This window comes from Streptomyces sp. NPDC052107 (genome assembly GCF_040680215.1).
In the GTDB taxonomy this organism is placed as follows: Bacteria; Actinomycetota; Actinomycetes; order Streptomycetales; family Streptomycetaceae; genus Streptomyces.
The window spans coordinates 39,520-62,531 of record NZ_JBFAWG010000025.1 but is presented as its reverse complement, the minus strand read 5'-3'; the positions used below and the strand labels follow the sequence as shown (position 1 = coordinate 62,531).

Here is a 23,012-nt window from a genome sequence, read left to right as displayed (position 1 = left end):
GCATACCCGTTCCCGACGCCCGGGCGGCGCTGTCCTCCGGCGGACGTCGTCAGCCGTCGGCCTGTTCGCGCTTGCGCAGCAGGACCAGGACCGCGCCGCCGATCACCACGAATCCGATGGCCACGCCGGCGATCAGCGGGGTGATCGCGGAGCCGCCCGTCGCGGCGAGGTTGGTGTCGGGGGCCGTGGTGCCGCCGACCGAGGCGGGGCTGGGCTCGTTGTGGGCCTGGGTCGTCTGCGTGGTGATCGCGTCCTGTGTCTTGCAGTCGAGGACTCCGGTGAAGCGGTGGCTGAAGCCGTCGGCTCCGGTGATCGTGAAGTCGTAGGCCTGGTCCTCCTGGAGCGGCACGGTCACCGTGCGGGAGGCGCCCGCGGGGATGGTGTGCTCGGCGCCCATCAGCTCGAAGGTGAAGGGCTTGTCGCCCTTGTTGGCCGCGAAGATGTCCAGGCCGCCCTTGGCGCAGTTCTTCCGGGCCGACACCGCCGGTATGGCACCCGCGGCCGCCCAGGTGGCGGTCGCGGTCGCGGAGACCGTGGACTCGCTGGAGCCGGCCAGGATCTGGGTCTGGCTGCGGCTGTCGGAGGCAAAGGCACGGCCCACCGGCACCGTGGTCGACGCCTGCACGCTCAGCTGCGCCGTGCCGTTCGTGGCGTCCTCGGGTATGTCGAAGTACAGCTGGGTGCCGTCCTGTGCGGACGTCATCACCTTGCCGGTCCTGTCGATGATCCGCACCCCGCTGGTGGACGCGTCCGGTGGCGGACTCACCGTGACGGTGCCCGCGTTGGTGTGCACGGTCACCGGTCCCAGCACGTCGCCCGGCCGACCGGAGACCGCCGGCGGGTCCAGGGTCAGCGAGGCCTGCGGTTCGCCGAGGTCGCGGGCGCTCTTCTGCAGATAGTCGGCGAGCTTCTCGGCCTGCGGGCCGACGGCGTCGACCTTCGCGTGGTCGGAGTATCGCCAGATGGCCACCTGGGTGCCGGCCGCCGCGTCCTGCTCGGTCAGGGTGCCGACGCCGGCCCGGCGGGCGAGCGCGGCCAGGTCGTTGACCTGGGGATAGGAGTTCTGCAGGATCCAGCGGATCCGGCCGGCGTCCCTGTTGCCGCCCAGCGAGGTGCCGCTCCAGGGCGTCTCCTGGTAGAGGGCGTCGCGCTGGGTGGGGTTGTGGAGGTCGACGCAGTACGTCTGGAGGGTGCCGCCGCCGTCGACGGACATCTCGAACAGGCCCGCCGCCACGCGCTGGTCGCCGCCGTCCTCGTGGATCACTGCCTCGCCGTAGGTCTTCAGACCGTTGATCGTGGCCGTCGCACCGCCCTGGGTCTGCGGTGTCCCGTCGGCCACGGCTGTACCGGCGCCGGACAGCACACCGGCCGCCACGAGTCCGGTCACCGTCGTGGCGGCGGCCAGGCGGGCCGCTCCGGCGGAACGGCGGAACCCACTGAACGCAGCAAGCACAGAATTCCCCTTCGAGCAGGACCCGTTGGACGTGGGGGACGGTCCCACCAGCAGAATCGGCAGCCCCTAGGGGCACGCCCGGCATCCTATGGATCAGCCGGAGCCTCTCCCGCCGGTCGGATGATCCGATGGGCGATCCGATCCGTAATCGTTATCGCCGGGACCGTCCATGAGCTGGGCATATCGACAAATCCACCGGTTCGTACGGGGAGTTCGGCAACCGGGTGCCCCCGCGGTGACCGGGTTCACAGCCCGGCTCGGCCTCGCCGGAGCCGGATACTGATGTCACGTCACCGCGACTGCTTCCGCCGCCTGTTGAGGCGCACCGCTCCCCTCGTCCGGGGTGTCAGCGGGACGCGGTGTCTCCCAGTTCGGCTCCGGCCGGGTCGCCGTCGGAGGTGCCTCCGGTTTGGCCGAGCGCTGGAAGGCGGCCGTACCGCGTGAGAGGTCGTGGCCGATCGCCACGGCGTCGATGTCGGCGGAGGCCCACTGCTGCTGCCCGTCGCGCACCTCCGTGCGCACCTTCAGCCGGCCCTGCACGAGGACCGGCTGGCCCACCTCCACGCACGCGGGCACGTTCACCGCGAGCTGGCGGTTGGCCCACACCGTGAAGAAGTTGGTGCCCGTCCGTCCAGATGCTCCTCTCCCGGTCCCAATAGCGCGCGGTCACCGCCAGCCGGAACCGGGCCGACGGACCCGCCGCCGACTCCCGGTACACCGGCTGGGTCGCCACGTTGCCCACCACGCACACGATGGTCTCGTTCACGTCCTCACTCCCCTCCTCCGCCCGGCCCCTTCCAGCCGGGCGGACATGCGCACGGGGCCATCCCGTACGGCTGCGTCTGTCATGCGGCTCTCCCGTTCGGGTCTCCCGTGCGGGCGTGCGGGCCCTGTTCGGGTCTGTCGTGCGGGCCCGTTCGGGTCTGTCGTGCGGGCGCGTACGACCGCCGTACGTGCCCGCACGTCCCGCCGATCGCGCGCACCGTCCGCCGTCCCTCCGGCCGGACCCGCCGTGCGATCGCCGCGCACCCAGACTGCCTCCGCCCGGCCGAGCCCGCTGGGAGCTGTGGACGACCACCCCACCTGTGGAAAACCCCGCCACCCGCACGAGTGACCCCGGTCGCCGGCGGCCCTCCTCACCCCGCCCGGAACACCGCTGAAGAGCCCCCTGAGCACACCCGAGTCCCCTCCCCGAAACCGCCGAGGGGCCCCGGAAACACCGAGGCCCCTCGCGCTCACATCTCACCCGCTCCGAGCGGGCTCTCACCCCACTCCGGCCCCACTCCGTGCGACGCGCCCGTACTGCTCCCGTACCTCCCGGTACCGCAAGAGCTCAGCCGCCACCGGATCGAGCACCCGGGCCCGGCCACAGCCGGCGGCCGCCTCCCGGAGCCGGCGTTCCGCCTCCTGGCCGTAGCGCCGGGCCGGGCCTCTCGCCGCCATCCGGCTGCTCCACTCCACCAGCGGTCCCCCGACGATCCCGCACACCATCAGCAGCACCGGAACCCCGAGATTGGGCGCCATGGCACCGACGATCTGGCCGAACAGCCACAGGCCGCCCACGACCTGCAGCAGGGTCATCGCCGCCTGGACCAGCACCGCCGCCGGCCACCACCCCGGCCGCGGCGGCCGGCCCGGGGGCAGTCCCGCCCGCGCCGCCAGGTCGTCCAGCGCCTCCGACAACCCCTGCGACCCGCGTACGGCCGCCTCACGCACCGCCTGCGCCCACGGCGCCGGCAGCCCGGCCGAGGCCCGGTCGGACACCGTACGGACCGCCTGTTCGACGCGCTGACGGGCCGTGGCCTCCTCGTCGGGCTGGGCCGCCCGTACCGGCATGCGGCCCGTGCCGGATTCGCCCCGGGACTGGTACCAGCGCCACAGCCGCAGCCAGGGCGTGCCGCAGGCCCGGTTGGCGTTGCGCAGCCAGGCCCGCTCGGCGGCCTCGCCCGCCGCGGTGGCGCCCACCGCGTCCGCGAGCCGGTCCGCGAACTCCTCGCGCGCCTCCTCGCTGAGGCCGACCCGCCGCCCGGCGGCGTACACGGGGCGCAGATCGGCCGCGGCGGCGTCCACGTCGGCCGACACCCGGCGGGCCGCCGCGCCGCGCTCCGCCACGAACTGGCCGAGGCTCTCGCGCAGGTCGCCGACGCCGTCGCCGGTGAGCGCGGACAGCGCGAGCACGGTGGCGCCCGGTTCGCCGTGCTCTCCGAGCGCGATGCCGTCCTCGTCCAGCAGCCGGCGCAGATCGTCCAGGACCTGGTCGGCGGCCTCCCCGGGCAGCCGGTCGATCTGGTTGAGGACGACGAACATGATCTCCGCGTGGCCGGCCATGGGCCGCAGATAGCGCTCGTGCAGCACGGCGTCGGCGTACTTCTCCGGGTCGACCACCCAGATCACCGCGTCGACCAGCTTAAGGATCCGGTCCACCTGCTTGCGGTGCTCCACGGCGGCGGAGTCGTGGTCGGGCAGGTCGATCAGGACCAGCCCGCGCAACTGCGCCTCGGCCTCCGGGCTCTGCAGCGGACGGCGGCGCAGCCGGCCCGGGATGCCGAGCCGGTCGATGAGGCCCGCCGCACCGTCGCTCCAACTGCACGCGATGGGCGCGGCGGTGGTCGGACGTCGTACGCCGGTCTCCGAAATGGCCACTCCGGCAAGGGCGTTGAACAACAGCGACTTACCGCTGCCGGTCGCGCCCGCGATGGCCACGACGGTGTGCCGGCCGGAGAGCTTGCGGCGGGCGGCCGCCTCGTCCAGTACCCGGCCCGCCTCGGCGAGGATATCGCCCTCCAGGCGGGTCCGGGAGAGTCCGACCAGCTCGCGCAGGGCGTCCAGCCGGGAGCGCAGGCGGCCGTCGTACGCCAACGGGACCGGGGTCTGGCTGCCGGGACTGCGGCTGCCGCTCTCCAGGGCGGTGACGCGTTCGGCGGCGAGGGCGGCGGCCATCGCCTCCGTGACGCGCCGGGCGATGAGGCCGTCGTCCCAGGGCTCGGAGGACTCGGAGGAGTCGTGGGAGCCGGAGGAGTCGGGGGGCTCCGCGGACTCGGGAGACCGGGGAGCCTCCGACGGCCGCGAGGACGCCGACGACGACGGGGGCTCCGAGGGCTTGTGCGACCCGGGGGCGGCGTCCGCGTCCGCGGTTGTGCGGGAGGCGGGGGTCGGCGCGAACGCGGGCATGGGTTTGAGGGACGGCAGAGGCGGCAGCAGGGGCAGGGGTTTGACGGGTTTGGTCGTCGGGATGACTTCGTTTGTCGTGATGGCTTGTGCCCCCGTGACTGATTTGGCGGTGGGAGTCGGTTCGGGTGTGGGGATGGGATTGGGTTGGGGGGCGGATGTGGTTCGAGGCGTGGATGTGGCTCCGGGGGTGGTGGCGTCGCCGGCGGGATGCGGGAGCGGGTGCGGGTGCGGCAGATAGAGCTGCGTGCCGCCGCCCCCGGTGTCCGCGTGCTTCCCCGGCTGTGTGTCGAGGTTCATCCGATCCGCGGCCTCGACTTCGCCATCGCCCTCGTTCGTGCCCTCACCGGCGTCCGGGCGGTCGTCGGAGTTGCCGGAGGCGTCCGGCCCTGCACCAGGACCGGAACCGGGATCACCCAGCCCGTCTCCGTCGTCCGCTCTGCTGGGGCCACCCCCAGGACGCTCTGCAGGCTCGGTCATACCTGCGCCGTACTCGACACGATCCACGTACTCGAAGCGGTCCGCGTGATTGACGCGACCGATGTGTTTCACGCGGTCGGCGTGATCCACGCGACTCATGTTCTCGAGGCGATCACCGTGCTCCACCACCTCGGGCATCACGTGACGGCCGTGTTCCACGTGACCGCCGTGTTCCACGTGACCGCCGTACTCCACATGCCCGCCGTGTTCCAGGTACCCGGTACCGCTGTCGTTGCCGTGGCTGCCGTGCTCCATGTCCCTCATGCGTCCTGCGTGCCTCATGTGGTTGGTGTGATCCGTGTGGTCCTGGTCAGTGACGGCGGTCACCGGTCACCTCTCCTTCTGCAGTACCGACAGCGCGGCGATGAGTTCGGCCTGGGGCTCGGGATGGACGTCCAGGGCGTCGAGCGGGCCGAGGCGCCGCTCGCGTTCCGTGTGCAGGACGCGGTCCACGTGTTCACCCAGCAGCCGCCCGGCCCGGTCGCGCAGCCGCAGCGCGCCGTGCGCCCCGATTCGCTCGGCAAGCCCCTCGCCCGCGCTGCGCGCCCGGCGTCCGCCGAGCAGGGCGGTGGCGACCAGGGCGGCGACGACGTCCGGGTCGGGTGCGGCGGTGGCACGATCCAGTTCGCGTACCTCGTCCTCGGCGTACTCCTCCAGCTCGCGCCGCCAGCGGCGTACGGCGACACCGATGCGGTGTTCGGCGCTCTCCGCGGAGCACTCGCCGGCGGCGAGGGCCGGGCCGGCTCCGGCCGGCTCGCGCCGCCAGGCCTCGTCGATGCGCTCGTCGGCGGCGGTGACGGAGCACAGCAGCAGGGCGGCCAGGCTCGCCACGAGCGCGTCAAGAAGTTCGGCGGGGGTGCAGTCCAGGGGGAAGGCCCGCCAGCGTTTGAGGGCGTCCCCGGCGAGTACGGCGCCGGACTGGAGCCGGCCACGCACGCGCGCTTGCTCGCCTTCGTAGGCGGCGTCCACGGCGGAGATGAGCCGGACGGCGGCGGCGTGCTGGGCGGCGGCGGCATTGGCCAGCTCGGGCATGCGGGACTTGAGGGAGTCGAGGAGACCGTACGCCGTACGGGCCATGACATGCTGCCGGGCGGCGGGGTCCTGCGCGTGGTGCTCGAGCCAGTTCTTCAGCGGCGCGACGGCGGTGGCGGGCAGCAGCCCGGCGCCCCAGGCGGACTCGGGTAGCTCGGGCACGGTGAAGCGGGGTACGTCGCCGAGCCCGGCCTTGGTGAGCAGGGCGCCGTACTGCCGGGAGACCTCCGAGACGACCTGGTGGGGCACGCGGTCCAGGACGGTGACCAGGGTGGCGTCGTACTCCTTGGCGGTGCGCAGGAGGTGCCAGGGGACGGCGTCGGCGTAGCGGGCGGCCGTGGTGACCATGATCCAGACGTCGGCGGCGCAGATCAGCTCGGCGGCGAGGACGCGGTTGTCCGCGACCAGGGAGTCGATGTCGGGGGCGTCGAGGAGGGCGAGTCCGCGCGGGAGGGTCTCGGCGCTCTCCACGCGCAGCACGCGCGCGGGGTGGTCGCCGGGGAGCAGGAGCTCGTCGGAGTCCTCGTCGCGCCCCCACACGCGCGTGAGGTCGGGAAGCAGGCGCATGCAGCTGAACCAGTGATGATCGTCCGGATGGCAGACGAGCACCGGCATCCTGGTGGTCGGCCGCAGCACGCCCGCCTCGCTCACCGGGCGGCCGACGAGCGAATTGACGAGCGTCGACTTGCCGGCGCCGGTGGACCCGCCGACGACGGCCAGCAGCGGCGCATCGGGCTCCCGTAGGCGCGGTAGTAGGTAGTCGTCGAGCTGCGCCAGGAGTTCGTCGCGGTTGGCACGCGCGCGTGGGGCACCGGGCAGGGGCAGCGGAAAGCGTGCGGCGGCGACACGGTCGCGCAGTGCGGAGAGTGTGTCGAGCAGCTGGGGCCGTACGTCCAAGGTCACCACATGCGAAGAATGCCCAATTTTGGGGGATTTCTGAAGCATATGGATACGTCTGCGCGCCGACGGGACAGAAAGGATGCAAGGGACGACTGGGACACAGGCACAGCCCAGGCATAACGAGTGCACAACACCCGGTGCGTCGCACGCCAAAAGCGGTGCACGATTCGTACCTGCCTGCGATTATCGGGATCGCTTCACCAAACCTCCACATCGAGCCACGGAGGCGAAGCGACAGGGTCGAGGAACAGGGAGCTTTATCCTTGGTCCCGCCACCAGGCCCCCGTAGCTCAGTGGATAGAGCAGGCGCCTTCTAAGCGCTTGGCCGCAGGTTCGAGTCCTGCCGGGGGCGCCAGGCTTCGCCCTCCCGCCTGGGAGGGCTTTTTGCTGGTCAGGGTGGGTGCGGGTCGACGCGACGAAGCCCCGGACGCCCTGTTGATGATCAAGGGCAGACTCCGGGACTGTCCGGCTGTCACCGGGTTTTCGCGGGTGGCCGTGTCGAATACGTGTCGAAGTTCTCGACCGGGGGAAGATCAGCCAGCGTCCGGCAGCTCCGTCTCGGGGAGATCGCCCGCGGCCTCCAGTCGCCGTTTCAGGTCCGGCGGCTGCCCGTCGACGTATCGGGCGTAGGTCGCCAGGAGGACGGCGACGCTGTTCCCGGCCCACTCGGCCACTTGGGCGGACGGGATGCCGTCGTTGAGCCACTTGGTCAGGCGCGTGTTCCGGTTGTCGTACACGCGCCGTCCGGTGGGCGACTCGAAGACGTGCGGGGGCAGTACGGCCTTACGCGCGCTGCGCCACGCCCGGCGGATGACGGAGCCGGCGAGGATGCCGCCGGACTCGCCCTGGAAGAGCAGATCACCTGGCTCGAGCTGTTCGTCGGCGATGTGCTGCCGGAGGATGCGCGTCAGGGCCGGATGGCCCGGCACCGTGCTGTCTCACCCTCCGCGCGGCCTTTGAGGTCGCGTTGTTCGTGGATCTCCCCCGTGTCGGTCCACTGCTTCCCGACTTCCGGGGTCGCCGTGTGGATCAGCAGCTCACACCATTGGTCGTCGGCGTCGGGTGCGGGCAGGGTGACGTCCTCCACGCGCATGGCTACGGCTTCCTCGGGTCGTGGGCCGCAGTAGTACAGCGTGGCGAAGAAGGCGTGGAGCCGCTTGCCGCCGCGCGGCCGGCGCCGTATCCAGTCGAGGATTGCCGCCGCCTGCTCGGGGTTCAGCAAGGACCGCTTGTCCACGGCGTTCGTGGTCTTCGTGGCGGCCGTCGACTCAGGGATCGGCCCAAACGCCCCCAGAGGCAGGTGCGGCTCGATCAACTCCCACTCGGCATCGGTCAGATCACCACGAGTCACGCGACCGGTCTACCGCAGCCAGCGCCCTCCTGAAGCCGGAATGACCGATCCCGTGATCTCAACCCAGAACACGCCCTAACGGGCAGGTCCACAAGCCTGCCCGATCCGCGGGCCAGCGTAAGGGGCCATGATCACTCGCGCCAAGGCAGCTCCAGCCCAAAAGCCGATACACCGACCACGGTCATACGCTGACCACCCATTTGGCGAGAGGCGAGAAACGTGGCCCTGGTTGCCTCAGCTGCCAACGCCTCTGTGACCCCATGCCCCGCAGGGCAGCGACATCTGACGCGCGATGAGGGGCGAAGCGACAACGACATCCGGGCGGGCGTTCGTCGGATCGTCGCGGCGCTCCTCGACCGCCCCTCATGAGCTGAAGGCGCCCGGAACAGGGGTCAATAGGCCGCGAGCAACTGCTCGAGCAGAGCCGCGGTGGCTTCGCCGGTCGAGGTCCGCGTTACGACGTTGAACTCCCAGGTGATGCGCTCGTTCAGAGGGACGACTGCGATGCCTTCGCTTGGCGGGATCAGCAGTTCGGGAAGCAGCGCGATGCCGAGGCCGTTGGCGACGAAGACCGGGATCGAGCTGGTCTCGGTCACCTCGGCACTGACGTCGCGCACAACCCCGCGCGCGCTGAGCGCGGCGTCGAGGACGTCACGATTGCCGAAACCGACAGGCGCGTCTACGAAGCGCTCATCCACGAGGTCTTTCAGCGCTAGTCCCGCGCGCGACGCGAGTTCATGGTCGGCCGCGAGGATGACCGCGTAGGGCGTTGTGGCGAGCCGGTGCACGGCAAGGCCTGGGCCCGCGGTGGCCGCTGGGAGCCCGTACAAGCTGAGATCGAGCCGCCCCCGCCGCACGGCGTCGGCGAGCTCCGCCGAGCCAGACGGAGACGCGCGCAGTCGGAGGTCGACGAGCGGGTGTTCGCGGTGGAAGGCGCCGATGACGCGCGGGATCGCGAGGTAGCTCACGCTGGAGAACACCCCGATGCGCAGCTCGCCCCGCAGTTCGCCTCGCGGGTCGGCTGCGGTGCGGGCGCGCGCCTCGGCGTCGGCGAGCGCGCGAAGCGCGGGCAGCACCGCCTCTCCAGCGGCGGTGATCCGCACCCCTCGCTGGTCTCGCTCGAAGAGCGCAGTGCCGAGCTCTCGTTCCAGCGCCCGAACGCCGGCGGAGACGGTCGACTGTGCTGCGTAGACCCGTTGCGCGGCACGGGTGAAGCTCAGCTCGTCGGCGACCGCGATCGCGTACTCGATCAGTCGGGTTTCCATCTCTCCGCCTATTTGCTCCATCGTTTATGTCGATGACTATGAACAAGAGTATGCGTTGGACGCGATGACAGGAGGCGCCGAGCATGCAGGTATGACGACAACCGCGGCTTCCGCCCAGCCTCCAGCCACCGAACGACTCCCGCATGGGGCGGGGTTCTGGATCATCGCGCTCGCCTTCGGCACCGAGCTCGCGTTCTGCGCCGTCCCGACGCCCCTCTACGCGATCTACCAGCAGCGCGACGGCTTCCCGACGATCGTCCTCACCATCATCTTCGCCGCATACGCGGTCGGGGTCATGCTGAGCCTGTATCTCGCGGGCCATGTCTCCGACTGGCTCGGACGCCGACGCGTGATCCTCGGCTCGCTCCTCATCAACCTGCTGGCCGCGATCCTCTTCCTCGTCTGGAACGACGTCGCCGGCCTCATCGTCGCCCGCTTCATCAGCGGACTCGGCATCGGCATCCTCACCGCCACGGCGACCGCACACCTCTCCGAGCTCGGCGCGGCGGCCAACCACGCCAAAGGCCGCGTCGCCCTCGTGTCGACTTTCGCAAACCTCGGCGGCATCGGTCTCGGCCCTCTGATCGGCGGGTTCATCGCGACATGGTCCACGCGACCGCTCATCGCGCCCTACGTGGCCTTCGCCATCCTCCTGGTCGTCGAAGGGATCCTGGTCGCCTTCGTTCCCGAGACGGTCGAGCGCCGTGAGGAGCGCCCTGCCTACCGGCCGCAGCGCGTCGCAGTGCCGGCGGCAGGGAGGGGCGCGTTCTGGGCGGCCGGAGCGGCGGCGTTCGGGGCGTTCGCAGTGTTCGGCACATTCATGGGACTGTCCTCGACCTTCCTCGTCAGTCTCCTCGGGCTGCATTCGCACCTGCTCGCCGGCCTGGCGCCATTCGTCGTTTTCATGGCGGCAGCCCTCGCGCAGATCGTCACCGTGCGGCTGGCGATGCGCCCTCAGATCGGGCGCGCCATCGCGCTCGCCGCGCTCGGGCTCGTGAGCATCGGTGTTGCCGCCATCGTCGCCTCGCTTCCGCTCTTCCTCATAGGCGGCGGGGTCGCGGGCGCAGGGATCGGCATCCTGTTCCGAGCCGCCCTCGGCACCGTCGCCGCGGTCGCGGATGCGGAGCATCGAGGCGAGGCGCTCGCCGGCATCTTCCTCATCGCCTACGCCGGCATGACCATCCCGCCGCTACTCACGGCCGCCGCGCTCAGAGTCTGGCCCACAGTCGCCGTGCTTGTCGGCCTTGTCACCCTCGCCGCGATCCTCGTCGCAATCTCCGGCTCCCGGATGCTTCGCCGCTCAACAGATCAGATGAAGGCGGTTCGCCATTAACGCTGCGTTCCGCTGGGGCTCGGGCGAACCTCCGCGTTGCTAAGACGTCATCTCAATCTAAAACTGACGATCATGTTCGGGCTGACTACAGCGTTCGGAGAGCTCTCGCTCCTTCTTGACCTACCCGATCCCTGGACCACGATCATTGACGTGATTGCCCGTGCGCTCGCCCTCACCGCTGTGTTCATGGTCTTCCGGACGGTTTTCATCCTTTTCATGCGCGGCACTCGGCGGGTGTTTCGACGCCGAGGAGTGGACGCCAACATCTGACAGCAACAGCCGCAGTTGCTGGAACGTTGGGGCACTTGGCACCTGTCATCTGACGGCAGTCTGACGGCAACGACAACGGACGTCAGCGTACACAGCGGTATGTCACGGGGTGTCTAGGTCTGTCGTTCTCGGGCCGGATCATGATCCTGGCCGCACGATCAACTCGCCTGAAAGCAGAAGGTCGGATGTGCCCTGCGTGCCCGCCGCGTGCCCGATCCGGCGGGACGCAACGGGGACTCACGGGGAACAGCGGCGCCAATCGCGCTCCGGCCCAGGTCAGCGAGTTGCCAGGTCAGCCGCCACCCGTATACGGCGTCTTCCAAACCGGTGCTCTCGGAGCCACGCGGCGCCGTTCGACTAGGCATCGAGCGTCATGAAGAGACTGTTGAGGCCCTCCGCCAGCAACGGGTGCGTGAAGATGGCGTTCGCCATGGCGGTGTACGGGAGCTTGCCCAGCATGGCGACCTGGATGATCGTCATGATCTCGCCACCTTCTGGGCCGAGCACGGCGGCGCCGAGGATCTGCTGGGTGTCCGCGTCGACGACGGCCTTCATGAAGCCGCGCGTCTCCCCGGTCTCGAGGGCCCGGATGACGGCGCTCATCGGTAGCTTCGCGACGCGGACCGCGCGGTTTTGCTCCCTGGCCTGCCGCTCGGTCATGCCGACGCGGCCGAGCTGCGGGTCGATGAACACGGTGTACGGGACGATCCTGTCCCGCGTGCTCGCCTTCTCGCGGCCGAGCAGGTTGGCGTGCAGGATCCGGTAATCGTCGTAGGAAGAGTGGGTGAAGGCCGGGCCGCCCTTGACGTCCCCCATGGCGTAGACGCCGGGGACGGAGGTTTCCAGGTACTCATCGACCTCGATGAAGCCGTTGCCGTGCAGCCGGATGCCGGCCGTCGCCGGCGCGAGCGCTTCCGTGTTGGGGACGCGGCCGATGGCCGACAACAGGTGGGAGCCTTCGACCTGCTGCTCGCCGTCCGACGTGCGAATGGTCAGCCGCACCCGCCCGCCGCCTGCCTCCTCGACCCGGTCCGGCGTCGCCGAGGTCAGGACCGTGATCCCGTCATCGCGCAGGATGGCGGCGACCTCGTCGGAGACGTCCTCGTCCTCGTTCATCATCAGGCGCGGGCGGGTCTGGACGATCGTGACCTCGCTGCCGAACCTGCGGAACATCTGCCCGAACTCCAGGCCGATGTAGCCGCCGCCGAGGATGATCAGGTGCTCCGGGAGCGCGTCCAGCTCCATGATCGACGTTGAGTCCAGGACAGGGACGTTCTGCGCGCCACTGATCGCCAGCGTCTTGGGCTTAGCGCCCGTGTCGATGACGATCACCGGCGCGGTAATCTCCCGCGTCCCGCCGTCCTTCAGGGCGGTCTCGACCGTCTTGGGCCGCGTGAAATGGGCCTCGCCTTCGATCAGGTCGAGCCCCTCCTGCGTCAGGCGGCTCGCGTAGTTCTCCCGTGCGCCCGCGACCATCGCCCGCTTGCGCTCGCGCACGGTGGCGAGGTCGACCGACACCGGGCCGGTCCGCACGCCGTACTCCGCGCCGCGCCGCGCTTGGTAGGCGAGGCGCGCGCTGGCGACCATCGTCTTGGTCGGGGTGCACCCGGTATTCACGCAGGCGCCGCCTAGGTGGTCGCGCTCGACGAGCGCCACCTTCTTGCCTGCCTTGGCCAGATCGACGGGGAGGAACCGGCCGCCCTGGCTGGTCCCGATCACAATCACGTCATAGCTCTCGTCTGCCACAGGAGGATCGTAACCCTATGCTTTCCTAAGTGCACCGAGAGTGAGTACAGGTGGGCTATTGGCCGGTCAGGTGGTCGGGCTGTGATCAGTGGCCGAGAATAGGCTCTGCCGGCTTCCATACTCAACCTTGTGAAAGCGCAGTGCAGTGATGAACCGCAGGACGTGAAAAGGGCTTTCTGTATTTTCCTAACTCCGTAAGGGAGTGGGTTCGGAGCATAGGGAAAGGATGGGAACAATGGCTGTCAGGGGTAGTCCGCGCGACATGAACCAGTGGGGGAAACTAATCCGCGACCCGAACATCCAGTTCCCGGGCGAGTCGAGCGAATACCGGCGCGCGCGCAACCAATTGTTGGAGTCGGAGGCCGAGCTGCGGCGGATGAACGAGCAGGTCGCAGCGCAGCGCCGGGCGCTCCCATTGGGCGGCCTCCTGGCGGAGGACTACGTCTTCGAGTCCGCGGCCGATGGCAGCGAGATGAGGCTCTCGGAGTTGTTCGCGCCGGGCAAGGACACGTTGGTCATCTACAACATGATGTTCCCGCGCTGGTCAGAAGACCCGCGGGCGGGTGCCCGGGGCGAGACGGGCCTGCTGCCGCTTGTCGAGCAGCCGTGCCCGTCATGCACCTCGGTCGTCGACGGGCTCGACGGTCCTGCTGCTCACCTCTCCGAGCGGATCAACCTCGCCGTGATCGCGAAGACAGAGCCCGCTTGGCTCGGCACCTACGCACAGGAACGCGGCTGGCGCAATCTGCGGCTGCTGTCCTCGCGGAACAACACCTTCAACCATGATTATCATGGGGAAACGCCGGAGGGCGAGCAGCTCCCGGTCCTGAGCGTTTTCTCACGCGACGAGGACGGGATCCACCACCGGTGGTCGAGCGAATTGCTGTTCGCGTCCGACGGAGACCCCCGCCACCTCGACTCGATCTGGTCGATCTGGGGGGCTCTCGATTTGACGCCGGGCGGACGCGGAGACTCGGCTAACTACCCCAGGCTGCAGTACTAGTAGAAGCCCTCGAATCCCCGCGTCGTTTCCGGTCGGACGCGGGGTCGCATGGCCCCTTGGACCCGACATGGCTGTCTGCCCCCGCAGTGCGCAATGGCCTGAGGGCCTGCCGCCTGGGCCGCACGCTGCCGTCATCGGTCCGTGTCTGAGTTCGTATGGCCAGCTCCGCCAGAAGCGCCGGCCGCGGCGGACGTACGTCGGAATCGGGCGGCCACCGTCTCCGCGCTGCCTGTAGGTGCCCAAGTCAGCGGCGCTTCATCGGTCGCCGGCGCTTCGGCGTCTTCATCCGGATTCACGGCACGCCTGAAGCAGTGGGGCTTGCTGAGGTCGGCGGGATGCCCTCATGACATGGAGCTGCCCGCTGTGGGCACTGAAGTAGCAAGCGTCGTCGTCGGGGCGCGCTCATCGGCATCGTGGCCGGCCTCGCTCTGATCGGCGTTGTCGTGGGCACCGCGCTCGACGTCGGCGGCAACGACCAGCAGTCGGCCGCCGACGCCTCCGCCACCTTGGGCAGCGGCCAGTCTGGGACGGAGACCGCGCAGGCCCAGGCGAAGTCGCTCGACGCGCTGCTGCAGTCGAGCAAGAGCAGCCGCACGGCGGTGATCGACGCGGTCGCCTCCATCAAGCAGTGCAGCAACCTCGCTGGTTCGGCGACCGACCTGCGCACCGCCGCGAGCCGGCGCGACGACCTGGTCACCAAGCTCTCCCAGCTCACCTTCGACAGACTCCCCGATCACGGCGACTTGGTGGCCCAGCTCACTACGGGCTGGAAGGCGTCCGCCGCCGCCGACAACCACTACGCCGCCTGGGCCGACCAGGCGGCCGGCGCGAAGGGCTGCCATAACGGCCACGCGACGAAGACCGAGCAGACCGACCAGGGCAACGCGGCCAGCGAGCAAGCGACCCTCGCCAAGAAGAAGGCTGCCGCCCTGTGGAACCCCATAGCGCAGCAGTACGGTCTCCCGCAGCGCCAGTTCAACGAGCTCTGAGCCGCTGGCCGCGGCACTGAGTAGACCGTATGAACCGAGCCGGTCGCCGAGACGACAGGACAGGTTCGGGCCGCTGTGGTGACGGGGTCGACGGTGCCGCATCGCGTCGAGGGCGTCGGTGCGAGGCGCTCGCGCCTGAGTATCAAATGAGGCGGGCTCCAGGGCACCGCGACGGCAACGCTGACGGCAACGAGCGCGGACGACTACAACAGCCGGCGGCCTGTCACGGAAGCCCTGCGGAGCCGCTGGTCCATCCTGCTGGGGTATGCCCGCATCTTCTAAGCGCTTGGCCGCAGGTTCGAGTCCTGCCGGGGGCGCCCACCCTCAGCCCTCCCTTCGGGAGGGCTTTTTGCTGGTCAGGGCAGGTGCAGCCGCACGCAGAGAAGCGCCGGACCGCCCCCGCTGATCGCGGAGAGGGGCCGACGCTGTCCGGCTGTCACCGGGTTTCTGCGGGGGGCTGCGGTGAATACGGGGAGAAGTTCTCCAAGCGGCCGTCAGCCGGTCTCAGGCAGCTCGGGGAGGTCGCTCGCCAGAATCCGCTGTTTCAGGTCCTGGAGGTGCCCAGAGATGCACCGGGCGTAGATAGCCAGCAGCACGGGCCCCTCTGACCGTTGCGGTCGCCCGGCGGGCGGCACCCGCGGAGTTCGAGGCGGCCGTACAGACCTGGCGGTCACACGAGGCAGCGGCCGAGCAACCACCGCGCGTTGTGCGCGGAGAGTGTCAGCTCGTCTTCGTCCCCGGCGTCGATCACCAGCACCACCTCGTCGCTCGGCCAGCGAGAGGCCAGGTCCCGCAGGGTGACAGCCCTGTAGCAGGGCACCTGGGGAAAGGCCCTGAGCAGCCGTTCCTCCGAGGTGAACACCATGACCGCGGGGGCGTCGTTGGCGCTTTCGATCACCGGCAGCACAAGCCGCACGAGTTCACTGCGGTCACGCGTGTATCGGATCCCGCCGATCGCAGGAATCAGCACGTCACAGCCGGCCAGCGCATCCATTGCCGATAGGTCCACCGCGGTGGACAGGTCTTGCAGAGCCTTCCGTGCCACCAATTCGAAGACCTCTGCCGGTATCTCAGTCATCGCGCCGCACCCTTTTTTGCATAGAAACGACCCTGAGACGACGGATCGTCTACGTTTCACCTACCCGCGTTCGGTCCGATCATGCGGTGAGTCCGCGCACGAGCGCCGTCCCGGGGCCGACCTTGGGCCGGGAAGGGCGCTCGACGATGACCAATCGCTGACAACTGTCGACGGCTACGTCGCAGGTCGCAGTGCTGATCGATTACATGGCCGCAGGTCAGCGACTCGGCCCCTCACTTCTTCGGCTCCTGGCCGAGCTGGGGCCCGAGGTCCGACCGTGGACTGCTCTGCCTGCGCCCCTGGACCGTCGCAGTACAGCAGCGAGCACAGCGACCCCATCGACCGGGGTCGACCGTCCGCGTCCCTGGCTACCCGTCGTACCAGCCCAGGAGACCTCAGCGACCACCGTGCCCATGGTTCGCATCGAGAGGCTCCGGGCCCGCTGCGTGCCCGTTCCGAGGGGAGGCAGCGGGAAGCCACGGGGGAACGACGGGCAAACCTGAGCTCTGCCCCAGGACGTGCGAGGCCAGTCAACGCCAACCGACAACGACAGAAGCCCACGGCACCCGACCTGGTCAGAGCCGTGGGCTTCGTCGGTCCGGCTGATCAGCGAGACATGTGATCAGCAGACCGGCTCCTGAACTCAGGCAGCCAGGGGCACCTCGGTGCCGGGAGCAACGCCCGGGTAGGCGTCGACGACCAGGTTGAGCTGGCGCTGCATGTACCAGATATTGAGGCCGAAGACGAAGGTCAGCCACGTGCTTGCGGCGGCGCTGCACGTCACCGGCAGGCCGGCCGCACGCTGAGCGTTGGCGATGGCCTTCCCGGTGTTGTGGAAGGAGATCAACGGAGCGATCAGGGTCCAGCCCAGGAAGATCATGACGAGCAGGCTGCCCGTCGGGCTGAGGACCCGGCGCCGGTCGAACTCCTGCAGCTCTTTGTGGATCTTGTAGTACCAGACCAGCTGGTAGATCCCGAGGGTGACGAGCGGCAGGCCAAGCCACACCGCGACGGGTCCACGGCGCTTCATGGCCAAGCCTGGCAAACGGACCGCGGCGGGGATGCCGGCGGTGCTGGGTGCGACGGCGCCGCCGGCCGGGATCGGAACGCTCTGGCCGGACTCGGTGGCGGGCTTGATGTCGTCCATGTGATGGGCTCCACTTGCTGGTTCTGGTCTCAGCCGGAGCAGCATGGCAGCAAGTGAAGGCGCCGTGAAGATAGTTGGCGGTTCAATGAAGGTTCGTCACGTGATTGTGATCAACTCGATCAGCAGGCAGCGCGGCGGAGTGGAGTGCCAACGCCCACAGGGAGACGACAACTGCCGTCAACGATGCCGGACGGCGCCGGCATTCACCCGCGCCCCTGTCCGGTCGTCGCTCACGCCGCCAAGTCCGTCGGTCGCTGGGTTCGCTCCGCGGTCGCCTTCTCCGCCAAGGCGTTCACCGCGGCGTTGAAGCGTCCCATCGAGGTCGGGTGGTCGGGGCCCAGGACGTAGTCCTTGAGGGTGCGGCGGGACGGGGCCATCGGGTCCGGGTGGGTGGGAGCGGATGGCGGTGAGGATGGACGGGAGGCGGGTGCAGGCTCGGTCCAGGAGATAGGCGCCGCCCGCCGTGGTGCAGGTGGCGCGGAACTCGGCGTCGGGGAGGTCGTGGGCGTTGGTCAGGACGTACGGCTTGAGGCTCGCCACGAAGTCCGCGACCGCCGAGGAGACGTCGCTGATCAGCATGTCGGCCTGATTGAAGCAGTCGTACAGGGTCGGGAGTCGGTTCGCGATCGTGTTGTGGCGGATGGGGCCGCGGCTCTCCCAGAAGACGCGGTGCCATTCCGACCGCAGCTCCTGCCACTCCGCCTCCCCCGCGCGGTCGGGGATGCGCGCAGCGCGCAGTTGTGCCGCGTCGTCGCCCCGGTGCCGGCCGGCGAGTTCGTCGAGACGGGCACCATCATCGCGAAGTGCGCGCTGAGGACGGCGAGCCCGGCGACGAGCACCGCGTCCGGCGCCTCCAGCCGGCTGGCCAGCGCCAGCAGCATCACCGTACGCACCGCGAACCGCATGGTGCGGTCGAGATGCAGCGCCGCCAGCCGGCGCACGAAAGCGGGGGCCCGTACGTGCAGTACCTCGTCCACCACGTACGTCACGGCCGTCGCCGCCACGAAACCCCACAGGGACGGCAGCAGGGCGAAGACCGGCGCCGAGCAGGAGCACGAGGAGCAGGTCGGTCGTCTTGCGCACACGCAGGACTCCGCACAGCCGACGGACCGTCATGGGCAGGGTTCCTCTTCCGGGACGCGCCCCCGCTCGGGGCGTACACCGCTGTTCACCGGTTCGACGTAAGAAAGAGGTCAGGAGTTGTACACCGAGAAAAAATAAGCAGTTGGTGTTCTGTTCACTCAGGATGGCAGGCCTCGGCGCCCTTGTTGAACAGCCGTTACCGTCATCGTGGGAAAGGGAGGGACGACGTGCGACTTCGCTGTGCGGTGCTGGACGACTTCCAGGGCGTGGCCGTCGAGTCGGCCGACTGGTCGGTGATCGAGGACGAGGTCGAGGTCGTCGCGCTGCGCGAGCACCTCGACGGCGAGGATGCCCTCGCCGCGGCCCTCGCCGACTACGACATCGTGGTCACGCTGCGCGAACGCGTACCGTTTCCCGGCCCGTTGCTCGCCCGCCTGCCCCGGCTCAGGCTGATCGTCGCCTCCGGGATGCGCAACACCGTCATCGACTACGCCGCCGCCGAGAAGCACGGCGTCACCGTGTGCGGCACGGACAGCTCGGGCATCCCGCCCGCCGAGTTGGCCTGGGCCCTGCTGCTCGGGCTGGCCCGCGGGATCGTCCAGGAGAACACCGCGCTGCGGACGGGCGGCCCCTGGCAGTCCACCGTCGGCACCGATCTGCACGGCTCCCGGCTCGGTGTGCTCGGCCTCGGCAGGATCGGAGCCCGCGTGGCCCGGGTCGGGCTCGCCTTCGGCATGCGCGTCAGCGCGTGGAGCCCGCGCCTCACCACGGAGCGCGCCGCGGAGCACGGTGTCGAGCTGGCCGCGTCCAAAGAGGAGTTGCTGGCCGGCAGTGACTTCGTCTCCGTCCAGGTGCCCGGCGGTGACAGCACCCGAGGGCTCATCGGCGCCGCAGAACTCGCCCTGATGAAGCCGACGGCCTACCTGATCAACACCTCCCGGGCGTCGGTCGTCGACCAGGACGCCCTGCTGGCCGCGCTGCACGAGGGCCGGATCGCGGGCGCCGGCGTCGACGTCTTCGACATCGAGCCGCTGCCCGCCGGCCACCCGATGCGCACCGCACCCCGCCTCCTCGCCACACCCCACCTCGGCTATGTCTCGCGGGCCAACTACACGACGTACTACGGCCAGGCGGTGGAGAACATCCAGGCCTACCTGGCGGGCTCCCCGGTGCGACGACTGCCCTGATCCGCCGCCAGGAGCGCCCCCGCTGCCGGCGAACGCCCCGGCTCCGGCGCGGGGCCCCGGTTCGGAGGCCTGCCGGGCGGCGGCGGCATCGCCGGGGCAGGAGCCGGGACAGATGAAAAGGCGGTCCGTGCCGATCGCCGGGGAGGCGGTCGGCACGGACCGTTCGGGGGAAGACCGCGCGAACGGGGAGCTCGTCCCCTTGGCGGCCGTACTCCTTCGCCCGGGACCAGACCGGCTGTCAGACCGACGTGACCTGGACGGTCGCGGTGTCGGGGCCATTGTTGGTGACGTTGACGGTCCAGGCCGGACCCGGCGTGCCCGGACCCGTCCCTGTCAGCAGGACGACGCCGCCACCGACGGCCGTGTGAGCGCCACAGCCAGTAGCAGGGCGCGACGAGGGCCGGGACGGGAGAGAAATGATCCCCCGGAATGGGAAAGTTCGGCCCCTTCAGTTCGGAGCCAGGCAGGTGTCCGTCCGCATAGGAACCGACGAACGGCCTGTTCGAAGATCCCCAAGTTGTAGGCCGCCCTTCGTTTCAGGATTCGCCCGGGTGCCCTAGTAGTAGGACGGCACAACCGTCGGCTCAGTCCAGAAGTGCTACCGCCGTGCGGGCACCGGCAGCGGCGCGGCCCACGGCTGTCGCCTGCGGTTCTCGCCCTTCAGCCGCGCAGGCTCCGGACCGGCAGGACCAGGTGCGCCGCTTGCTTCAGGGTCTCCTCGGCGCCCGCGAAGGCGGCCAGTGCAGCGGGGTCCACGTGCCTGCCCGGCACGGCTTCGGGCCAGAGACGGGTGGTGAACACGAAATAGGCGAAGCCGCGCACGCCGACCGCCTCCAGCCACTCCCGTGGCGCCGGGCACTGGGCCTTGAGCTGCGCCATGCTCACGACGGCCTGCCCGGCCCCGACCAGCAGGCTGACCGGCAAACCGGACTGCGCGAAACCGTCGACGAGGTCGCCGCCCACGGGCAGTCCGTTGCTCTCCAGCAGCCGCCGAACGGCGGAGGAGGAGGCCTCCGGGCCGCCCTCGGCGTCGCCGAGAGGGTAGGCGAGCAGGTAGGGCATGTCACCACCGGGAGCCTCTCCGCTCCAGGCCAGTACGACGATCGTGCCCAGGTCGGTGGGGCGGGAGGAAAGGATCGCGCTTGAGGTTGAGGTCACCGCGCGATCGTATCGACGGCCCCCGAAGCAGTCCGGCGACGCTTCACTCGACCGGAGCAGCGGCTCGTACTGTCCATACGAACGAGGGACGCCTCTCGGCGCCCCTCGCACACCGCTCAGGTGCATCAGCTCTGCAACGGCAGGCCGCCCAGCAGCCGGGTGTGCTGGTTCAGTGCACCGGTCACGCCCTTGACGGTGTGAAGCACGGAGTTCCGCTTCTCCGTGTCCAGAGCGCCCGACTGGTGGTGCAGCGGCATCACGTCGAGGGGGCCTTGGGTGAGCCTGTTCACGGCGCCGTTGAGGTTGGTGGGCGTCACCTCGGCAGGGCTTTGGGCGAACGCGGGCGCGGCGGTACCGGCGACGACCACGGATCCGGCAAGGACGGCGGCGGTTTTCAAGGACTTCATCGATTCCCCTTCTTCGGCGGGTCACTGCAAATCGACCGTCTCGGACGCGGTGTCCAACGATTCCCGGCCGGGGTGGAACCCCGGGTGGAGAAGTTCTCCGCACCTGCCGAGTCCTCATATGAGCCCGGAAAATAAGACCGAAAAAGCGAACCGAAAAAAAAGGGAACAGCCATCACGCCGGCGCGGACATCCGGCACTACGGCTGTCCGGGGACTGCTTCGTCAGACCCCCGGTACCGAGGGGGTGGGTGTGGGCGTAGGCATGGGCACCGGCAGGCCGCTGCCGCCCAGCACTGCGGTGACGTATTTGTCCAGAGCCGTCACGACGCCGTTGACCGCCGTGACGACCTGGCCGGCGTTCCCGGAAGTGACAGCCTTTTGGAGGGCGTCCAGCGCCTTCTGCAGGGCGGCAAGGGCATCGCTGCCGGCGTCCTTGGCCTGCATTCCGACACCGGCCCTCTGGTGGGCGACGGCCTTCTGGCGGCATTGACGAGTCGGGTCCTCTCGGCGGCGGAGAGTCGGCCGTTGTCGGCCTTGAGCACGGCGTTGAGCAGTCACGTCTGCGGGTTGAGCACCGTGTCGACGCCGTCGATGTTGTCGATGCGTGTCATGAACGCTTTCGCCCTGGACAGGGGCGCAGCGGACACCGCAGGGCCGCGTTCCCGAGCAGAGCCGGCCGCCGTGGCGGCCGGGCCGGTGCCGCCGGCCAGGAGCGCGGCACAAAGCGCGGTGGACGCGATACGCCGTGCGGACAGACCACGCATGCGAGTTCCTTTCGGTGATGGAGTCTGATCTTGCGACCACCGTTTAACCGCACAGTGAGGTGCGCGATCAGTCGGGTACTTGGAGCCGACTGCCTCGCGCGTCGTCCCTGGTCAGTTGCCCGGATTAGACCAACCCGGCGGACTGCCGTCCCGTCCGGCCGTTCAGGGCACCGGGGGTACACCGAGGAAAACACGAACCGGCCGCTCTCCTCTGGAGGGCGGCCGGTCGATGGAGTGCTGGCGACGTCAGTGGTTGGTGCAGGTGTTGCCGAACGCCGGGTTCAGCAGACCAATGACGTCGACGGTGTCCCCGCAGACGTTGACCGGTACGTGAACCGGGACCTGGACCACATTGCCCGACAGGACGCCCGGGGAGTTGCTGGCGGCGCCGCTCGCGCCACTGTCGGCGGCGGCGATGCCGGCGGCGCCGGCGACGGCCGCGGCGGCGACGGAGGTAAGGACAAGGCCCTTCGCGATACGCGACATGGAGAGGTACTCCTTGGGTTGGAAACAACATCCGGGCGGATGCCCGACGTTGTGTCAACGCGCGGCGGGCGCAGGAGTTGTGCCGCCGAAGGAGTGATGTGAGCGAGGACCGGACGCACCAACTCACCTCTGATGACGCCGCGTTGACGGACGCGGTGAGGGCCCCCTCGGCGGACGTGTCCGTCAAGGGGGCCCTTCAGCCGCCACCCGCCCGTGCGGGGGATGTCTTTCGGTCGACCGGCCTTCGCGGCTGTCATGACGGCCGGTCGACCGAGGGTGCCGGGCGTCCCCGCGCCCGGCACCCGGCACGTCACCGACTGTGTGCGGCTCGGCCTCGCCGGTACAGGATCAGCCCTGCCGCGATCAGCGCGGAGCTGGCACCCGAGACCGCCAGCGTGGTCCCGCTGCCGGTGGCCGCCAGGGTGGCGCGACTGCTGCCACCGATCGCCATGGGCCGCATGGCGGGGGTGTTGGACCTGTGCTGCTCGGCAGGGGCGGGCAGCCGGGGGGCCGGCAAGTGAGCAGCGGGTGGAGTCTGCGCGTCATACTCCGGCGGAGGAGTCTGTGCCTGCCTGGGGGGCGTCGCCACGGAACTCGTGTCGGAGTCGCCGGTTCGGCTGGGGGGCGTCGCCACGGAACTCGTGTCGGAGTCGCCGGTTCGGCTGGGGGGCGTCGCCACGGAACTCGTGTCGGAGTCGCCGGTTCGGCTGGGG

General features: G+C 69.8%; 21 protein-coding genes, 1 tRNA gene and 1 pseudogene. 7 read left to right on the top strand and 16 right to left on the bottom strand.

Going from position 1 to position 23,012, the window contains the following annotated elements; genetic code table 11:
* Window positions 1-49: 49 nt before the first annotated feature.
* The 4 genes and pseudogenes from AB0M27_RS25370 to AB0M27_RS25355 form a co-directional block, all read right to left on the bottom strand.
* Complete coding sequence (locus AB0M27_RS25370; protein WP_365724362.1) at window positions 50-1,453, bottom strand: TQXA domain-containing protein; 1,404 nt, start codon at window positions 1,451-1,453, stop codon at window positions 50-52.
* A 285-nt stretch (window positions 1,454-1,738) separates the two neighbouring features.
* Window positions 1,739-2,219, bottom strand: a pseudogene (locus tag AB0M27_RS25365) (single-stranded DNA-binding protein).
* Window positions 2,220-2,716: 497 nt separating this feature from the next.
* Window positions 2,717-4,921 (bottom strand): GTPase, encoded by a 2,205-nt coding sequence (locus AB0M27_RS25360; protein WP_365724426.1) that lies wholly within the window; start codon window positions 4,919-4,921, stop codon window positions 2,717-2,719.
* A 510-nt stretch (window positions 4,922-5,431) separates the two neighbouring features.
* Entirely contained in the window at window positions 5,432-7,039 is a 1,608-nt protein-coding gene (locus AB0M27_RS25355) for a dynamin family protein (RefSeq protein WP_365724360.1), read from the bottom strand.
* 273 nt (window positions 7,040-7,312) lie between these two features.
* Between AB0M27_RS25355 and AB0M27_RS25350 the strand changes: the two genes are divergently transcribed.
* Window positions 7,313-7,388: transfer RNA gene (locus tag AB0M27_RS25350), tRNA-Arg, on the top strand.
* A gap of 178 nt (window positions 7,389-7,566) precedes the next feature.
* Here AB0M27_RS25350 and AB0M27_RS25345 read toward each other — a convergent pair.
* The 3 genes from AB0M27_RS25345 to AB0M27_RS25335 form a co-directional block, all read right to left on the bottom strand.
* Window positions 7,567-7,962, bottom strand: coding sequence for a hypothetical protein (locus AB0M27_RS25345; RefSeq protein WP_365724358.1), 396 nt, complete (start codon window positions 7,960-7,962; stop codon window positions 7,567-7,569).
* The gene (locus AB0M27_RS25340) at window positions 7,941-8,384 is read right to left on the bottom strand and encodes a hypothetical protein (RefSeq protein ID WP_365724356.1); all 444 of its coding nucleotides are present in this window, start codon (window positions 8,382-8,384) and stop codon (window positions 7,941-7,943) included. Before AB0M27_RS25340 ends, AB0M27_RS25345 begins: the two co-directional genes overlap by 22 nt.
* A 392-nt stretch (window positions 8,385-8,776) precedes the next feature.
* Window positions 8,777-9,649 (bottom strand): LysR family transcriptional regulator, encoded by an 873-nt coding sequence (locus AB0M27_RS25335; RefSeq protein ID WP_365724354.1) that lies wholly within the window; start codon window positions 9,647-9,649, stop codon window positions 8,777-8,779.
* Window positions 9,650-9,740: 91 nt separating this feature from the next.
* Between AB0M27_RS25335 and AB0M27_RS25330 the strand changes: the two genes are divergently transcribed.
* Entirely contained in the window at window positions 9,741-10,982 is a 1,242-nt protein-coding gene (locus tag AB0M27_RS25330; RefSeq protein WP_365724352.1) for an MFS transporter, read from the top strand.
* A 72-nt stretch (window positions 10,983-11,054) separates the two neighbouring features.
* On the top strand, window positions 11,055-11,252 hold the full coding sequence (locus AB0M27_RS25325) for a hypothetical protein (RefSeq protein WP_365724350.1): 198 nt from the start codon (window positions 11,055-11,057) through the stop codon (window positions 11,250-11,252).
* A 357-nt stretch (window positions 11,253-11,609) separates the two neighbouring features.
* Here the strand turns inward: AB0M27_RS25325 and AB0M27_RS25320 are convergent, their stop codons facing one another.
* The gene (locus AB0M27_RS25320; protein WP_365724348.1) at window positions 11,610-12,998 is read right to left on the bottom strand and encodes a mercuric reductase; all 1,389 of its coding nucleotides are present in this window, start codon (window positions 12,996-12,998) and stop codon (window positions 11,610-11,612) included.
* Between the two features lie 262 nt (window positions 12,999-13,260).
* Here AB0M27_RS25320 and AB0M27_RS25315 point away from each other — a divergent pair, with 262 nt between their 5' ends.
* Together AB0M27_RS25315 and AB0M27_RS25310 are read left to right on the top strand one after the other, a co-directional pair.
* Window positions 13,261-14,001, top strand: a complete 741-nt coding sequence (locus tag AB0M27_RS25315) for a DUF899 family protein (RefSeq protein ID WP_365724346.1) — start codon at window positions 13,261-13,263, stop codon at window positions 13,999-14,001.
* A gap of 413 nt (window positions 14,002-14,414) precedes the next feature.
* Window positions 14,415-14,990 carry a hypothetical protein gene (locus tag AB0M27_RS25310; protein WP_365724344.1) on the top strand — a complete coding sequence of 192 codons (576 nt, stop codon included), beginning with the start codon at window positions 14,415-14,417 and terminating at the stop codon, window positions 14,988-14,990.
* A gap of 670 nt (window positions 14,991-15,660) precedes the next feature.
* On the opposite strand, the gene AB0M27_RS25305 is transcribed toward AB0M27_RS25310, so the two are convergent.
* The 3 genes from AB0M27_RS25305 to AB0M27_RS25295 form a co-directional block, all read right to left on the bottom strand.
* Window positions 15,661-16,068 (bottom strand): SseB family protein, encoded by a 408-nt coding sequence (locus tag AB0M27_RS25305; protein WP_365724343.1) that lies wholly within the window; start codon window positions 16,066-16,068, stop codon window positions 15,661-15,663.
* 643 nt (window positions 16,069-16,711) lie between these two features.
* Window positions 16,712-17,215, bottom strand: a complete 504-nt coding sequence (locus tag AB0M27_RS25300) for a DUF4234 domain-containing protein (protein ID WP_365724341.1) — start codon at window positions 17,213-17,215, stop codon at window positions 16,712-16,714.
* Between the two features lie 230 nt (window positions 17,216-17,445).
* The gene (locus AB0M27_RS25295) at window positions 17,446-17,592 is read right to left on the bottom strand and encodes a hypothetical protein (protein WP_365724339.1); all 147 of its coding nucleotides are present in this window, start codon (window positions 17,590-17,592) and stop codon (window positions 17,446-17,448) included.
* A gap of 292 nt (window positions 17,593-17,884) precedes the next feature.
* Here AB0M27_RS25295 and AB0M27_RS25290 point away from each other — a divergent pair, with 292 nt between their 5' ends.
* Entirely contained in the window at window positions 17,885-18,400 is a 516-nt protein-coding gene (locus tag AB0M27_RS25290) for a hypothetical protein (RefSeq protein WP_365724337.1), read from the top strand.
* Between the two features lie 125 nt (window positions 18,401-18,525).
* Entirely contained in the window at window positions 18,526-19,485 is a 960-nt protein-coding gene (locus tag AB0M27_RS25285) for a D-2-hydroxyacid dehydrogenase family protein (protein WP_365724336.1), read from the top strand.
* Window positions 19,486-20,145: 660 nt separating this feature from the next.
* Here AB0M27_RS25285 and AB0M27_RS25280 read toward each other — a convergent pair.
* The 5 genes from AB0M27_RS25280 to AB0M27_RS25260 form a co-directional block, all read right to left on the bottom strand.
* Entirely contained in the window at window positions 20,146-20,643 is a 498-nt protein-coding gene (locus AB0M27_RS25280) for a DUF5949 family protein (RefSeq protein ID WP_365724334.1), read from the bottom strand.
* Between the two features lie 125 nt (window positions 20,644-20,768).
* Window positions 20,769-21,050, bottom strand: coding sequence for a hypothetical protein (locus tag AB0M27_RS25275; protein WP_365724332.1), 282 nt, complete (start codon window positions 21,048-21,050; stop codon window positions 20,769-20,771).
* 221 nt (window positions 21,051-21,271) lie between these two features.
* Complete coding sequence (locus tag AB0M27_RS25270) at window positions 21,272-21,493, bottom strand: hypothetical protein (protein WP_365724330.1); 222 nt, start codon at window positions 21,491-21,493, stop codon at window positions 21,272-21,274.
* Window positions 21,494-21,603: 110 nt separating this feature from the next.
* Window positions 21,604-21,813: a hypothetical protein gene (locus tag AB0M27_RS25265; protein ID WP_365724328.1), complete on the bottom strand. Its 210-nt coding sequence runs from the start codon at window positions 21,811-21,813 to the stop codon at window positions 21,604-21,606.
* A gap of 246 nt (window positions 21,814-22,059) precedes the next feature.
* A complete protein-coding gene (locus AB0M27_RS25260) occupies window positions 22,060-22,299 on the bottom strand; it encodes a chaplin (protein ID WP_365724326.1) in 240 nt (79 codons plus the stop codon).
* Window positions 22,300-23,012: the final 713 nt, after the last annotated feature.

Excerpts from the sequence above, each read along its gene's own strand:
- AB0M27_RS25360 (WP_365724426.1), bottom strand. The coding sequence starts at position 4,921 with ATGAACCTCGACACACAGCCGGGGAAGCACGCGGACACCGGGGGCGGC.
- AB0M27_RS25335 (WP_365724354.1), bottom strand. The coding sequence starts at position 9,649 with ATGGAAACCCGACTGATCGAGTACGCGATCGCGGTCGCCGACGAGCTG.
- AB0M27_RS25330 (WP_365724352.1), top strand. The coding sequence starts at position 9,741 with ATGACGACAACCGCGGCTTCCGCCCAGCCTCCAGCCACCGAACGACTC.
- AB0M27_RS25325 (WP_365724350.1), top strand. The coding sequence starts at position 11,055 with ATGTTCGGGCTGACTACAGCGTTCGGAGAGCTCTCGCTCCTTCTTGAC.
- AB0M27_RS25315 (WP_365724346.1), top strand. The coding sequence starts at position 13,261 with ATGAACCAGTGGGGGAAACTAATCCGCGACCCGAACATCCAGTTCCCG.
- AB0M27_RS25305 (WP_365724343.1), bottom strand. The coding sequence starts at position 16,068 with ATGACTGAGATACCGGCAGAGGTCTTCGAATTGGTGGCACGGAAGGCT.
- AB0M27_RS25300 (WP_365724341.1), bottom strand. The coding sequence starts at position 17,215 with ATGGACGACATCAAGCCCGCCACCGAGTCCGGCCAGAGCGTTCCGATC.
- AB0M27_RS25295 (WP_365724339.1), bottom strand. The coding sequence starts at position 17,592 with ATGGCCCCGTCCCGCCGCACCCTCAAGGACTACGTCCTGGGCCCCGAC.
- AB0M27_RS25275 (WP_365724332.1), bottom strand. The coding sequence starts at position 21,050 with ATGAAGTCCTTGAAAACCGCCGCCGTCCTTGCCGGATCCGTGGTCGTC.
- AB0M27_RS25270 (WP_365724330.1), bottom strand. The coding sequence starts at position 21,493 with ATGCAGGCCAAGGACGCCGGCAGCGATGCCCTTGCCGCCCTGCAGAAG.
- AB0M27_RS25265 (WP_365724328.1), bottom strand. The coding sequence starts at position 21,813 with ATGCGTGGTCTGTCCGCACGGCGTATCGCGTCCACCGCGCTTTGTGCC.
- AB0M27_RS25260 (WP_365724326.1), bottom strand. The coding sequence starts at position 22,299 with ATGTCGCGTATCGCGAAGGGCCTTGTCCTTACCTCCGTCGCCGCCGCG.